Source organism: Bradyrhizobium sp. MOS003 (genome assembly GCF_003020125.1).
Lineage (GTDB): Bacteria > Pseudomonadota > Alphaproteobacteria > Rhizobiales > Xanthobacteraceae > Bradyrhizobium.
The window spans coordinates 26102-38738 of record NZ_PYFW01000014.1; the positions used below are offsets into that span (position 1 = coordinate 26102).

Sequence of the window (12637 nt, forward strand, 5' to 3'; positions counted from 1 at the left end):
AGCGAAGCAATCCAGAACCTTTCCGCTTGAGGGAGTCTGGATTGCGTCGTCGCTGCGCTCCTCGCAATGACGAGGAGGATAATTGCTCGCGTCTAATCGATACACCTACTGCTCGGGACGCGGCTCAGGCTGCGCCTCGTCGGTCGGAAGCTTCGCCCGCTCCCAGCCGTCGGTGCCGTCGGGGTACCAGGCGATGTTGGAGTAGCCATACGTCAGCGCGCGCTTGGCGGCGTTCCAGGACATCCAGCAATCTGCGAGGCAATAGATCACCAGCAGCGCGGACTTGTCGCCACGCGAGGCCTGGGCCAGGCCGCGCTGGAGATAATCGTCCATCGCCGGCGGCAAGGCGCCGTAGCCGGTATCCGGCAGCCAGATGCTGCCAGGAATGTTCTTGCGCGGCGCATCACGCCACACCGTGCCTGCGGGAAGATTCTTCGGCTTCGGCGGCCGCGGCAGCACGTCGACGAACGCGCCGCTCCTGGCGCGCCAGATCGCTTCGGCCTCCACCGTATTGAGCACGCGCGCGCCCGCCAGCGTCGCCGGCACCGGTGCGCGATAATTGTCGGCGCGGAACCCCTCGGGCTCGAACGGCTCCTGCTGCTGCGCGAATGCCGGCACCGCGAACGCGGCAACGACGAGCGCGGCGGCAAGACACCGCCTCATGGCGATGTCTTGGCCGTCTCCGCGCCGAGCGGCTTGTTGTTCTCGTCGAGCAGCGGAACGCCGAAGTCGACCAGGATCTTGTTGATCTCGCCCTGGTTCTCCTGGATCAGCTTGTTGAGCTGTCGCTTCCAGTTCTGGTCGGCGGGACGCACGCCCATGCCGATGCGATAGACCAGCTTCGGCCCCGTGGTTTCCTTCACCAGCGGCGTGACGTGAAGCGAGCCGACCTTCTTCGCGTAGTAGCCGGCCATCGGTCCCCACAGCACCCCGGCGTCGATCTTGCCGGAGGCGAGATCGTCGATCATCGCTTGCGCCGAATTGTCGTAGCGCGTGTCGACCATCAGCGGATAAGGCTTCGCGTCGCCCATCAGGCCGGCGACGGCCATGTTCGTCGCCGGCGGCGTGCCGGCGACGATGCCGACATGCTTGCCCTTCAACTTCGCGTCCTCGAGCGTGTCGACGTCCTCGAGCCCGCTGCCGGCCTTGGCGACCAGCGCATAGCTCGTGCGGTAATAGGGATTGGTGCCCTGCACGACGTCATCGCCTTGCGGAAAGCCCATGATGACGTCGCAGCGGTGCGCGCCCAGCGTCATCCGCACAAAGCCGGTGGCCTGCGGGAAGAAGACGTAGTCGAGTTTCTTCTTGAGCTTGTCGGCAAACAGCTCGGCCAGCTTGTTCTCCAGCCCCTCGCCCTTTTCGTTCGAGAACGGCAGATTGCGCGGATCGGCGCAGACGCGGAGCACGTTCGGGTCGACCAGCTCGAAGGAGAGGTCGCCGCTGTCATTGGTCTGCGCGATGGCGCGATCGCCGAATGCACAGCACGCAACCAGGACCCACAGTGAAAACAACCAGCGACGATGTGGTCCGGCCTCCGTCATCCCGCTTCCTCCTCGTTTTGTTTGAATGCTATCCATGCAACGCATGATGCGCCAAGTTTCGCCAGACTCCGCTGGCTTTTGCTTTGTTGCAGTGCAATGCAGTCAATCCTTTGAACTGAGGCGGAAAAGTGTCTCGCATCGCTCGAGTGATCGCAGCCTTGTCCCTGCTGGGGACGGTAACGCTAGCACGGGCCGAGGCGGCCGAATTGCCTGTGAGCGAAGTCGCGACCGGAATCTTCGTACACTCCGGAGCCATTGCCCTGATGACCCGCGAGAACGAGGGCGACATTGCCAATGTCGGCTTCATCGTGGGCGATGATGCCGTGGCCGTCATCGACACCGGCGGCAGCCTCCGTGAAGGCGAGGCCCTGCTCGCCGCTGTGCGCGCCCGCACCAACAAGCCGATCCGCTATGTGATCAACACCCACGGCCACCCCGACCACGTTTTCGGCAATGCCGCCTTCGCCGCCGGCGGCACCAGCTTCGTTGGCCACAGCAAGCTGCCGCAGGCGCTGGCGACGCGCGGGCCTTACTATCTCGACAATTTTCGTCGCATCATGGGCGGCGAGCTGATCGATCCCGTGAAGATCATTGCCCCGACCCTCCAGGTCTCGGACACGATGACGCTCGATCTCGGATCGCGCCGTCTCGTCTTGCGCGCATGGCGGGCCGGGCACAGCGACTGCGATGTGACCGTGTACGACGAGGCGACGAAAACCCTGTTCGCAGGCGACCTCGTCTTTCTCCGCCACATTCCGGTCATGGATGGCAGCATCCGCGGCTGGCTCGACACCTTGAAGGAATTGGAGACCATCCCGGCGCAACGCGTCATTCCCGGTCACGGACCTGTGAGCGACTGGCCTGCCGCGCTGGCCGATGAGCGACGTTACCTGTCAACGCTGCTGTCCGACGTGCGCGCGCTGAACAAGAACGGCGAGCCGATCCGGGCCGCCGCCGAGAAGGCGGCCGCGGAGGAGCGACCGCGCTGGGAACTGTTCGGCGATTACAACGCCCGGAACGCAACTGCAGCATTTTCGGAAATTGAATGGGAGTAGCAGGCGCGCTACGATAGTCGCGAGAGATCAGCTTCGCTGACTCCGGGACGAGATCAGCTTCGCTGACTCGGAGGATGATGACCATGACCAGATGGACACGCCGCCTGCCCTTGATCGCCGCACTGCTCGGCATCGCCTTCGCCGTGCCGGCGCAGGCTGAAGAGGCCGACGATCCCTGGCCGGGTCTTGTGCAGGACATCTTCAACAACCGTGCCATGAACGACGGCAGCGCCGTGATCGGCATCGAGATGCCGTATCGCGCAGAGGACGCGGCGATCGTGCCGGTCACTCTGCGCAGCAAGCTGTCGCCCGCAGATGGCCGCCGTATCCGTTCGATCACGCTCGTGATCGACCGTAACCCGGCGCCAATGGCGGCGAAGTTCGAGCTCGGCGCCGATGCCAATGTCACGGAGATCTCGACGCGCGTGCGTGTCAACAATTACACCGATGTGCACGCGGTTGCCGAGCTCAGCGACGGCCATCTCTATGTCTCGAAAGTTTATGTGAAGGCTTCGGGCGGCTGCTCGGCCCCTGCAGGAAAGAACGTCGAGGAGGCGCAAAGCCGGCTCGGCAAGATGCGCTACCGGCAATTCGCGCGCGAGGAAGCGCCGGCGAGCCGCATCCGCGAGGCCCAGATCATGATCGGTCATCCCAACAATTCCGGGCTGCAGATGGATCAGGTCACCCAGCTCTACATTCCCGCCTTCTTCGTCAACCAGTTGACGTTGACGCAGGACGACAGCCCCGTGCTGTCGATGGAAGGCGGCATCTCGATCTCGGAAGATCCCAATCTGCGCTTCACCTACGTCTCCAACGGCGCCAAGCGTTTCCGCGCGGAAGCCAAGGACACGGATGGGCATGTGTTCCGCAATGAGTGGGATGTGGAGAAGCCGGGGACGTAGCTGGCACCGCTGGCGCTCATTCCCCTCTCCCCTTGTGGGCCCCTTGTGGGAGAGGGTGGCTCGCCGCCTAACGACGAGACGGGTGAGGGGTCTCTCTCCTCAGATGAGTGCGCGGTGAATACCCCTCATCCGGCGCTTCGCGCCACCTTCTCCCGCAAGGGGAGAAGGATCGCACCGTGTCCGCGGCTATAACTAAAAACACCTCACCTCGGCTTCCGCTTGCGCGCGGCGCAGATCATTCACTGCCGTGTTCGCCTGCTCCGAGGTGCGGAACTGGACGCCGAGATTGCCACGAACCTGGGACATGCTGAGCGCGGTCTCCGCGGTCACATAGCGCTCATAAGAGACGATCGAGGCCACCACGTCGATCGAGCAGGAACATTGCTCGATCGACTGCCGGCTCTCGCCATTCGCCTTCATGCAGCCATAGACGTACTCCGCGCGCGCCGAGGTCGGATAATCATTGGCCTCCTCGGCCCGCGCCACGCACGCGGTCGCAGTCCACACCGTCAGTGCGGCGACAATCAGTCGTAGCTGTCCGGCCAGTTTCATGCGCATCCTCCCGCGGGTTGCGAGCAAAGCTATGCTATGCGTATTGTCCTGAAAAGCACTCTGACAGAGGAAACGGCTCACAAGGTGATGAGAGCACTTGGCGTGATAAGGGCACTTGGTCGGACATTGGCGCTCGCCACGATGCTGGTGCTGACACTGGTCGCACCCGGCCGCGCCGGGGATACGATCCGCCTTGCGGTGCAGAAGACCGGGACATTTTCCTGGGAGCTGGCTGCGATCCGCGCCAGCGGCCTCGACAAGCAGGCGGACCTTTCGCTTGATGTCACCGAGCTCGCAAGCACCGAGGCCGGCAAGATCGCGCTGCGCGCCGGCAGTGCCGACATCATCCTGTCCGACTGGCTGTGGGTGTCGCGCGAGCGTGCGCTCGGCGCCAAGCTCACCTTCTATCCCTATTCCAGTGCGCTCGGCGCGGTGATGGTACCCGCATCCTCGCCGATCAAGACGCTCGCCGACCTCAAGGGCCGCAAGCTCGCGGTCGCCGGCGGGGCGATCGACAAGAGCTGGCTGCTGCTCCAGGCGAGCATGAAGCAGGACGGCATCGACCTGAAGTCGGAGGCGACCATCGTCTATGGCGCCCCGCCCCTGATCGCGGCCAAGACGCTCGACGGCGAGATGGATGCGAGCCTCAATTTCTGGAATTTCTGCGCCCAGCTCGAGGCCAAGGGGTTTCGCCGCCTCGCCGGCATCGAGGACATTCTGCCGAAGCTCGGCGCCAAAGGTGCGGTCTCTGCCGTCGGCTATGTCTTCGACGAAAGCTGGGCGGCGAGCCACAAGGACGCGGTGGCGCGCTTCATCGCGATGACCCGCAAGGCCAAAGAGCTACTGGTGACCTCCGATGCGGCCTGGGACAAGATCGCGCCGCTCACCGGGACGGCCGATGCCACCCTGCTCAAGACCTATCGCGAGCGCTATCGCGACGGCATTCCACGCCGGAGCGTCGCTGACGAGGAACAGGACGCGCGCGTGCTCTACCGCGTGCTGGCCCAGACCGGCGGCCGGGACCTCGTCGGCCCGGCGACCGAGCTCGATCCGGGCACCTTCTATCACGCAGCCCCCGGAGATTGAGGTGCTGCGTCTTCTGTCGTTCGCCCTGTTTCTTCTGATCTGGTGGATTGCCGCGCTGTTCGTCGGGGGCGCTAAGCTGCCCTCCCCGCCGGCCGTGCTCGAGGTAATGATCGCGGAGGCCTCATCCGGCGCGCTGTTCCTGCATCTCGGCGCCACGCTGGCGCGCGTGATCCTCGCCTTCGTGCTGGCGATGTCGCTCGGCAGCGCCATCGGCTATTTGATGGGACGGGTCAGGCTCGCGGACAAGCTCGGCGATCCCTGGCTGATCCTGCTGCTCAATCTGCCGGCGCTGGTCGTGATCGTGCTGGCCTATATCTGGGCTGGTCTCACCGAGGCCGCCGCGATCGCCGCGATCGCCATCAACAAGCTGCCGACCGCGGTCGTCACTCTGCGCGAGGGTACCCGCGCGCTCGACCGCTCGCTGGACGAGATGGCGAGCGTGTTCGCGATGCCGCGCTGGCGCGCGTTCCGCCATGTGGTGCTGCCGCAGCTTGCGCCCTATATCGCAGCCTCCGCCCGCTCCGGACTGTCGCTGGTGTGGAAGATCGTCCTGGTCGCCGAGCTGCTGGGACGGCCGAACGGCGTCGGCTTCGAGATCGGCGTCGCCTTCCAGCTGTTCGACACGCCGCGGCTGCTGGCCTATTCGCTGACATTCGCCGCGGTCGTGTTCGTCATCGAAACCTTGCTGGTGCAGCCGTTCGAAGCCCGCGCAACACGGTGGCGGCCCCGTGCGGCTTGAGGTCGAGATCACGGGCAAGACGTTCAGGAGTGCCGCGGGCAGGACCCACGAGGTGCTCGCGCCGCTCAAATTCGCGCTTCAATCCGGCGAGGTCGGCGTGCTGATCGGCCCGTCCGGCTGCGGCAAGAGCACGATGCTGCGCATCATCCTCGGGCTCGACGCAGATTTCAGGGGCCACGTCGCGCGTCCGCCGCAAGCGCGGATCGGCATGGTGTTCCAGGAGCCGCGGCTGTTGCCGTGGCGTTCGGTCGAACAGAATGTGCGGTTGGCTGCGCCCGACGTGACCGATGCCAAGCTGTCCGAGCTGTTCAGAATTCTGGAGCTGGAGGCCCATCGCAGCCACTTTCCCGGCGAGTTGTCGCTCGGCCTCGCCCGGCGCGTCTCGCTCGCTCGCGCTTTCGCAGTCGAGCCCGATCTGCTGGTGCTCGACGAGCCCCTCGCCTCGCTCGACGACGCGCTCGCCGGCCGTTTGCGCGACGAGATCGCGGCGCTGGTGGCGAGCCGTCCGGTGATGACGCTGCTCGTCACCCACAGTCTCGATGACGCGGTTCGGCTCGGCGACCGTCTGTTCTTCCTGTCGCCGCGTCCCGCGCATATCGTGCAGGAAGTCCCGATCGCCATCCCCCGCGCGATGCGTAGCGAAGCCGCACTCACTGGGATCAGGGCAGAGCTCGCGGCCTTGCAGCTTGAATCGAAATGAAAACTCGTGGTCAACTGGACCAATCTGTCGAGGGAGGTTCACCAATGCGGCGTACGCTGATTGCGATCGGCATCCTCTTGGTTGCGGTGCCGGGCGTGGCGCTGGCGCAGACCAAGGGCAAGGGCATCAGGCTCTGGAACCTGACGAGCGAGACGATCTCCGGATTCCAGCTCTCGCCCGCCGGCAAGACCGAGTGGGGCCCGAACCAGTGCTTGAACGACAAGGACAAGGAGGTCGACCACGACGAGCGGCTGCGCATCGCCGGCGTCGAGCCGGGCCGCTACGATGCCAAGGTCAGCTATCCCAATGCGCGGCAGTGCGTCGTTCGCGACATCGAGATCAGGGCAGATGCGGTGTTCTCGATCGCCGACAAGGATCTGAAGGACTGCAGCAAATAGCGCGAGCTTCAAGTGCCCTGCCCTCATCCTGAGGAGCCCGCGAAGCGGGCGTCTCGAAGGATGGCCACAGGGCGAAAGCCGGGCCTCCATGGTTCAAGACGCGCGCTCCGCGCTCCTCACCATAAGGGCTTGGAGTTGCGCGGGCAGCTTACGCCTTGTCGTTCGGGTGCGGATATTCGCAGCGCCACCGCACCGCCTGCCACTTTGGATGGTCGCCGACCCATTGCGCGATATAGGGGGGCGCGGCCATCACGCATTGGCGGGGCGACCCCGCATAATTGAAGATCAGGTGTTGCTCTTCGCAGGTCGCAGGCGAGAGCACCGCACACACGGTCACCACCAGGTCAATCGGGTTCATGCCGGGATCCTCTCACGGGAACAACAGAGGTTAGCACAAGAAAATACGTCGCATGGGGCCGGAAGTTTCAATCCGGCGTGAGGAACAGAGCCAACTCTAGAAGTTTACCCCAAACACCATCCGGGCCTGGTGGCGCTCGAAATTGACGAGGTCGAGATTGCCGCCCGATCCGGCCGGGCGCCCCCAGGCCTGCATGCTCCAGCTCAAGGTCAGCCGCGAGCGCTCGGAGAGCTGGAAATAGGCCGTCGGGCCGACAAACAGGGCCTGACCCGAGAACTCCCCGAGCCCGATGCCCTCATATTGCCGGAAGTAGCGCAGCTCGCCGCCGAGCAACACGTTCGGCCGCACCCGCACCAGGCCGGCAAGGGCCGCACCGATCGTCGAACTCTTATCGGACTGCCCCGTCACTTCGAAGCGCGCCCACTCCGGCTGATAGATCAGGTTGAGGGCGCCGATGGCAAAGTTTGGAATGAGCTCGCGGTCGATAGCGAGGGTGAATTCCGTGCCGTACATCCGCCCTTTCGCGCCGCTGGTCTCGTCGATACGGTCGCCGTGGAGTTCGGCGGCGATGGTGAGGCCGAACGGGGCGTGCTCGCGGCCGAGCAGGCGATAACGCATGTCGAGCGAGGCGCCCTGAAAATTGAGCTGGCGACGGTCGTCGATGTCGGGGACGCCGGTGATATCGTGCAAGCTGGCGGCGGCGCCGAGCTCGATGCGGAAGTTCGGCAGCGGCACGACCTCGATCTCGACCTCCTTCTCAAGCGCGCGATAGGTCCCGCCGCCCTTGCCGAAGCGCCCCGTGGTCTGGCTCTGGAATTCGCGTTCGCCGGGATTGCCGACATCGCTGCCGATCATGAAGCCGAAAATGTGCTCGGTATCGAAGCCCTCCTCGGCGTGCCCATACGTCGGTGCCAGCGCGACCGCGCAGGCCATCACCATCAGACATCTGCCAGTCCTGCCGCGCATCCCCTGCCCCGATGGCGCACGCCGCATTGACGCGGCAGCAGCGCTGACCGGGCATCAGCGTATCACACTGCGCAAGAGCATGGTCGAGATTTTGATGGAAGATGATTGAAGCCAGCGCGGGCGTGTCATCGCGTCGATGGCGAAGCACAGAGCACAACGATGCCAAGCTCGAGATCCGACACTGCCACGGCTTCGACGGCGTTCACCGTCGAGGCCGCGGCAGGTCGTCAGTCTTACTTGCGCGCAGCGCAGGCGTACATGTTGATTTCCATGCCGACCGGCACTTCCACGATCTTCGGAGCTTTCCAAGCCATTCGGGGTCTCCCCAAGGTATTGAGCGCGACATCGCGCGGCGCAAAACCTAGGGCTGCGTCAGGTGCAGTTCAAGCCTCGATTCGACGACCACGCATGTCTGTGTCGATTCTTCGCGGCTGGATTTCTCTCTCGGACAAAGCCAGTTCTCTCTTGGTCAAACGTGATCCGCGAGACGCCGGCTTGTGCGGCGCACCGCGCGTCGATCCAGCGGAATCACCGCAACAATCGCACCAGGTTCCGGCCGGCGCGCGAGTTCAGCTCCTTCGCATCCAGCGTTCCGTCCTTGTCGGGATTGGCTGCGTTGAAGCGCTGCTCGACCACGGACAGATATTCGTCGAGCGTCAGCGTCCCGTCGCGATCTGGATCGGCGGCCGTGAGCTCCTTCGCCGACAACCGCCCGCGCAATTCGCGCGCATCGAGCGTGCCGTCATGATCGGGATCGAGCTTTGCGAAGGTTGCGGCGGCCGCTTTCTTCACCTCGGCAAGATCGAGCGTGCCGTCATTGTCGGTGTCGAACAACTTGACCGCGTTGCCGGAAGCCGACCATGCCGGACCGGACAGCAATGCAATGGTGAGCGCAAGCGCAACTGAGCGACACGAAATCATCAAGACCTCCCAGATGAAGAGCCCGGTTTGGGCGCGATACACAACATAAATCCGCAAGCGAGCCCCGGTTCAAGCCCGGATTGCAACTTACGCGCGCGACACCCCCGGGAACGCTGGCACGACCGCCGACCGGAGCAACTTCGCGTCGCGGAATTTTTGCAGCGTCTCCACGCAAGTGAGCGTGCGCTTTCGTCAGGTTTCCGTAAGGTGACCGGCACCTTCAACGATATCGACACGACACTTACGACTTTCGTATTGACGCGTTTTGTTTTCCGACGGAGTGTTGCTCCCGCAGCGTCAAAAGGCGCGCATATTGGGAGAAACGGATGAAACGCTTTGCGATGGCCGCGAGCCTCGTCATGCTTGCATCGACTTGTGCAAGCGCACAGACCACCGAGCAACTGGTCAAGGGCGGCACTGATACATCGAACGTTCTCAATTACGGGATGGGCTACAATCTGCAGCGCTTCTCGACGCTCAACCAGATCAACAAGGACAGCGTCAAGAACCTCGTCCCGGTCTGGAACTACTCCTTCAACGACGATCGCAGCGAGGAATCGCAGCCCATAGTCTATCAGGGCGTGATCTATGTGACCTCGCACAATGCGACCATGGCGGTCGACGCCAAAACCGGCAAGCAGATCTGGAAGAGCAAGGTCGAATATCCGGCCGAGACGCCCCGAATCGTCTGCTGCGGCATCATCAATCGCGGTGTCGCAATCCACGAAGGCAAATTGTTCCGTACGACGCTCGATGCCAACGTGATTGCGATTGACGCCAAGAACGGCAAGGAGCTGTGGCGTCAGAAGGCTGCCGACATCAAGGAAGGCTATTCGATGACGGTGGCCCCGCTGGTCGCCGACGGTGTCGTCATTACCGGTATCTCCGGCGCCGAATTCGGCACGCGCGGCTTCATCGACGGCTGGGACCCGGCGACGGGCAAGCATCTGTGGCGCACCCATTCGATCCCCTCGCCGGACGAGCCCGGCGGCGACACCTGGAAGGGCGACACCTGGAAACTCGGCGGCGGCTCGACCTGGATCACGGGCTCCTACGATCCCGAGCTGAACACCGTGTATTGGGGCATCGGAAATCCCGGCCCGTTCAATTCGGCGGTGCGTCCCGGCGACAATCTCTACACCTGCTCCGTGCTGGCTATGGATCCCAAGACCGGCAAGATCAAGTGGCATTACCAGTTCTCGCCGAACAATCCGTTCGACTACGACGCCGTCGCCGAGATGGTGCTTGCGGATGTGAACGTCGAGGGCAAGCCGACCAAGGCGCTGATGAATGCCAACCGCAACGGCTTCTTCTACGTGCTCGACCGCACCAACGGGAAGCTGCTCGCGGCCAATCCTTACGTGAAGGTCAATTGGGCAACCGGCATCGACATGAAGACCGGCAAGCCGATCGAGACCGACGTCGCCAAGGATGCGCGCGAGGGCAAGAAGGTCACGGTCTATCCGTCGATCCTCGGCGGCAAGAACTGGGAGCCGATGTCGTTCAACCCGCAGACCGGCCTCGCCTACGCCAACACGCTCAACTTCGGCGGCAAGTACAAGGCCGAGCCCGTCACCTTCAAGCAGGGTGAATGGTATCTCGGCATGGACCTGACCGACCCCTGGGAGTTCGGGGACGGGCCGCGCGGTCACCTCAAGGCGATCGATCCCATGACCGGCAAGTCGAAATGGGAAGCACCGAGCGACATTCCACGCTTCTCGGGCGTGCTGTCGACCGCGGGCGGCGTCGTGTTCTCGGGCGCACTGACCGGCGAGTTTGAGGCTTTCGACGCGGATACCGGCAAGAAGCTCTGGCAGTTCCAGACCGGGTCCGGCATCGAGGGCCAACCGGTGACCTGGCAGCAGGACGGCGTGCAATATGTCGCGGTGACATCAGGCTATGGCGGCGTCTACTCGCTGTTCTCGGGCGACGAGCGGCTTGCCAAAGTGCCGCCCGGCGGCTCGCTGTGGGTCTTTGCGGTCAAGCAGTAATCCACGGCATGATGCTGAGAAGGCTCTCTCACAAGACGGCGGCGATCCTCGCCGCCGTCGCGGGGCTGACGGTCGCGCTTGCGGCGACCGTTCGCGCCGCGGACGACGCAACCGGCAATCCCATGCAGGCACAGATCGACCACGGCAAGTCGACCTATGCTTCGAAATGCTCGCACTGCCATGGCCCCAATCTGATGAACTCCGGCACCATCACGCCGGACCTGCGTGCCTTCCCCGACGACAAGACCCGCTTCGTCACCACGGTGAAGAACGGCAAGAACAACAGGATGCCGCCCTGGGGCGATATCCTCAACGACGAGGAGATCGGCTCTCTCTGGGCCTTCATCTCCAGCCGGAGGAAGCCATGAGGGGTCGTTGTGCCGCATGGAGCCTTGCGGCGTTGCTTTCGACGATGGCGTCGGTCGCTCTTGCTGCCGACGATCCTCTGAAGGTCTGCCTTGACGAGGACCGGCCGCCGCTCTCGATGCACCACCGCGGCAAGCCGGATGCAGGCTTCGACGTGCTGCTGGCGCAGGCGATCGCGGAGCGGCTCGGACGGAAGCTCGCGATCCAGTGGTTCGAGAGCAAGCTGGACGAGGATTCGAGCCCCCAGCTCGAGGCCAATGCGCTGCTCTCGGATGGCCGCTGCTCGCTGGTCGGCGGCTACGCGCTGACGCAGGACTCGCTCGTCGTCCCCGGGATGAAGACGGCGCGCTTGCCTGACTTCGCCGGGGCCACACGCGACGATCGGCGGCGCCGCGTTGCACTTGGCGTGCTCGCGCCGAGCCAGCCTTACGTCTATTCGCCGATGACGGTCGTGCTCGGACCGAAGGCAAGCGGCCGCAAGATCGGCGACATCGGCGATCTCGCAGGGCTTCGTCTCGTCATCGATAGCGGCTCGCTCGGCGACGCCATCCTGATGAGCTTCGACAAGGGGCGGCTGATCGACAGCATCACCCATCTCGTCCCCGGCCGCGACGATCTGCTGGGCACGCTCCAGCGCGGCGAGCATGACGCGACACTGATCGATCTTGCCCGCTTCGACGCCCATCGCGCCGCGCACCCGGACACGGCGATCACGGCGTCCGGCTATTACTATCCGATCGGCGCCAATCGCGGCTATGTCGGACTGGCCAGCGATGGCGCGCTGATCGACGCCGTCAACAAGGCGCTGACGGGGCTCGCCGCCGAGGGCAAGATCGCCGAATTCGGCAAGCAGGCCGGGCTCACCTATCTGCCGCCGCGCGAGCCTGCGATCCTCGGCGATGTCTGGACGAAGATCATCCAGCGGTGATTGGAAAGGCTCGGGTGTCCCGGACGCGCTGCAGCGCCTCTTAGCGTTGCGGCGCAGAGCCGGGACCTGGAAGGCCGGGTGGCTGCATCATGGACCCCGGCTCTGAATCGCACCGCTGAGGAGCGTTGCGCTAG

Annotated in this window: 16 protein-coding genes; 9 read left to right on the plus strand and 7 right to left on the minus strand. The window is 64.1% G+C overall.

Annotated features, from left to right (window positions below):
• Window positions 1–105 precede the first annotated feature (105 nt).
• Both C7G42_RS32760 and C7G42_RS32765 read right to left on the minus strand, forming a co-directional pair.
• Window positions 106–663 carry a PQQ-dependent catabolism-associated CXXCW motif protein gene (locus C7G42_RS32760; RefSeq protein WP_106952971.1) on the minus strand — a complete coding sequence of 186 codons (558 nt, stop codon included), beginning with the start codon at window positions 661–663 and terminating at the stop codon, window positions 106–108.
• Window positions 660–1541, minus strand: a complete 882-nt coding sequence (locus C7G42_RS32765) for a substrate-binding domain-containing protein (protein ID WP_106952972.1) — start codon at window positions 1539–1541, stop codon at window positions 660–662. Before C7G42_RS32765 ends, C7G42_RS32760 begins: the two co-directional genes overlap by 4 nt.
• A gap of 128 nt (window positions 1542–1669) precedes the next feature.
• Here C7G42_RS32765 and C7G42_RS32770 point away from each other — a divergent pair, with 128 nt between their 5' ends.
• Together C7G42_RS32770 and C7G42_RS32775 are read left to right on the plus strand one after the other, a co-directional pair.
• Window positions 1670–2596, plus strand: a complete 927-nt coding sequence (locus C7G42_RS32770) for a quinoprotein relay system zinc metallohydrolase 2 (RefSeq protein WP_106952973.1) — start codon at window positions 1670–1672, stop codon at window positions 2594–2596.
• A gap of 83 nt (window positions 2597–2679) precedes the next feature.
• Complete coding sequence (locus C7G42_RS32775; protein ID WP_199581262.1) at window positions 2680–3498, plus strand: quinoprotein dehydrogenase-associated SoxYZ-like carrier; 819 nt, start codon at window positions 2680–2682, stop codon at window positions 3496–3498.
• A gap of 192 nt (window positions 3499–3690) precedes the next feature.
• Here C7G42_RS32775 and C7G42_RS32780 read toward each other — a convergent pair whose 3' ends face one another.
• The gene (locus C7G42_RS32780) at window positions 3691–4050 is read right to left on the minus strand and encodes a hypothetical protein (protein WP_199581263.1); all 360 of its coding nucleotides are present in this window, start codon (window positions 4048–4050) and stop codon (window positions 3691–3693) included.
• Between the two features lie 87 nt (window positions 4051–4137).
• On the opposite strand from C7G42_RS32780, the gene C7G42_RS32785 reads away from it, so the two are divergent.
• The 4 genes from C7G42_RS32785 to C7G42_RS32800 are packed head-to-tail and all read left to right on the plus strand — an operon-like array spanning window position 4138 to window position 6973.
• Window positions 4138–5136 (plus strand): ABC transporter substrate-binding protein, encoded by a 999-nt coding sequence (locus C7G42_RS32785; RefSeq protein WP_199581267.1) that lies wholly within the window; start codon window positions 4138–4140, stop codon window positions 5134–5136.
• Between the two features lies 1 nt (window position 5137).
• Window positions 5138–5875, plus strand: coding sequence for an ABC transporter permease (locus C7G42_RS32790; protein ID WP_106952976.1), 738 nt, complete (start codon window positions 5138–5140; stop codon window positions 5873–5875).
• Window positions 5865–6575: an ABC transporter ATP-binding protein gene (locus tag C7G42_RS32795; protein WP_106952977.1), complete on the plus strand. Its 711-nt coding sequence runs from the start codon at window positions 5865–5867 to the stop codon at window positions 6573–6575. Before C7G42_RS32790 ends, C7G42_RS32795 begins: the two co-directional genes overlap by 11 nt.
• A gap of 44 nt (window positions 6576–6619) precedes the next feature.
• Window positions 6620–6973: a hypothetical protein gene (locus C7G42_RS32800; protein WP_106952978.1), complete on the plus strand. Its 354-nt coding sequence runs from the start codon at window positions 6620–6622 to the stop codon at window positions 6971–6973.
• A 148-nt stretch (window positions 6974–7121) separates the two neighbouring features.
• Here the strand turns inward: C7G42_RS32800 and C7G42_RS32805 are convergent, their stop codons facing one another.
• The 4 genes from C7G42_RS32805 to lanM form a co-directional block, all read right to left on the minus strand.
• Window positions 7122–7331 (minus strand): hypothetical protein, encoded by a 210-nt coding sequence (locus C7G42_RS32805; RefSeq protein ID WP_094891247.1) that lies wholly within the window; start codon window positions 7329–7331, stop codon window positions 7122–7124.
• 96 nt (window positions 7332–7427) lie between these two features.
• A complete protein-coding gene (locus tag C7G42_RS32810; protein ID WP_245428104.1) occupies window positions 7428–8297 on the minus strand; it encodes a DUF6662 family protein in 870 nt (289 codons plus the stop codon).
• Window positions 8298–8530: 233 nt separating this feature from the next.
• Entirely contained in the window at window positions 8531–8611 is an 81-nt protein-coding gene (gene pqqA / locus C7G42_RS32815; RefSeq protein WP_012029362.1) for a pyrroloquinoline quinone precursor peptide PqqA, read from the minus strand.
• Between the two features lie 214 nt (window positions 8612–8825).
• Complete coding sequence (lanM, locus tag C7G42_RS32820) at window positions 8826–9218, minus strand: lanmodulin LanM (protein WP_199581264.1); 393 nt, start codon at window positions 9216–9218, stop codon at window positions 8826–8828.
• Between the two features lie 326 nt (window positions 9219–9544).
• On the opposite strand from lanM, the gene C7G42_RS32825 reads away from it, so the two are divergent.
• Genes C7G42_RS32825 through C7G42_RS32835 form a run of 3 tightly spaced genes read left to right on the plus strand, consistent with a single transcriptional unit; the run spans window position 9545 to window position 12503 of the window.
• The gene (locus C7G42_RS32825; RefSeq protein ID WP_106952980.1) at window positions 9545–11209 is read left to right on the plus strand and encodes a methanol/ethanol family PQQ-dependent dehydrogenase; all 1665 of its coding nucleotides are present in this window, start codon (window positions 9545–9547) and stop codon (window positions 11207–11209) included.
• 11 nt (window positions 11210–11220) lie between these two features.
• Window positions 11221–11577: a c-type cytochrome gene (locus C7G42_RS32830; RefSeq protein WP_106953026.1), complete on the plus strand. Its 357-nt coding sequence runs from the start codon at window positions 11221–11223 to the stop codon at window positions 11575–11577.
• On the plus strand, window positions 11574–12503 hold the full coding sequence (locus tag C7G42_RS32835; RefSeq protein WP_106952981.1) for a type 2 periplasmic-binding domain-containing protein: 930 nt from the start codon (window positions 11574–11576) through the stop codon (window positions 12501–12503). The genes C7G42_RS32830 and C7G42_RS32835 overlap by 4 nt, the downstream gene beginning before the upstream one ends.
• Window positions 12504–12637 lie beyond the last annotated feature (134 nt).

Bases quoted from the DNA above. Each gene is read 5' to 3' on its own strand.
- C7G42_RS32800 (WP_106952978.1), top strand. From the start codon at position 6,620: ATGCGGCGTACGCTGATTGCGATCGGCATCCTCTTGGTTGCGGTGCCG.
- C7G42_RS32760 (WP_106952971.1), bottom strand. From the start codon at position 663: ATGAGGCGGTGTCTTGCCGCCGCGCTCGTCGTTGCCGCGTTCGCGGTG.
- C7G42_RS32810 (WP_245428104.1), bottom strand. From the start codon at position 8,297: ATGCGCGGCAGGACTGGCAGATGTCTGATGGTGATGGCCTGCGCGGTC.
- pqqA (WP_012029362.1), bottom strand. From the start codon at position 8,611: ATGGCTTGGAAAGCTCCGAAGATCGTGGAAGTGCCGGTCGGCATGGAA.
- C7G42_RS32830 (WP_106953026.1), top strand. From the start codon at position 11,221: ATGCTGAGAAGGCTCTCTCACAAGACGGCGGCGATCCTCGCCGCCGTC.
- C7G42_RS32780 (WP_199581263.1), bottom strand. From the start codon at position 4,050: ATGAAACTGGCCGGACAGCTACGACTGATTGTCGCCGCACTGACGGTG.
- C7G42_RS32805 (WP_094891247.1), bottom strand. From the start codon at position 7,331: ATGAACCCGATTGACCTGGTGGTGACCGTGTGTGCGGTGCTCTCGCCT.
- C7G42_RS32785 (WP_199581267.1), top strand. From the start codon at position 4,138: ATGAGAGCACTTGGCGTGATAAGGGCACTTGGTCGGACATTGGCGCTC.
- C7G42_RS32775 (WP_199581262.1), top strand. From the start codon at position 2,680: ATGACCAGATGGACACGCCGCCTGCCCTTGATCGCCGCACTGCTCGGC.
- C7G42_RS32835 (WP_106952981.1), top strand. From the start codon at position 11,574: ATGAGGGGTCGTTGTGCCGCATGGAGCCTTGCGGCGTTGCTTTCGACG.
- C7G42_RS32825 (WP_106952980.1), top strand. From the start codon at position 9,545: ATGAAACGCTTTGCGATGGCCGCGAGCCTCGTCATGCTTGCATCGACT.
- C7G42_RS32765 (WP_106952972.1), bottom strand. From the start codon at position 1,541: ATGACGGAGGCCGGACCACATCGTCGCTGGTTGTTTTCACTGTGGGTC.
- lanM (WP_199581264.1), bottom strand. From the start codon at position 9,218: ATGATTTCGTGTCGCTCAGTTGCGCTTGCGCTCACCATTGCATTGCTG.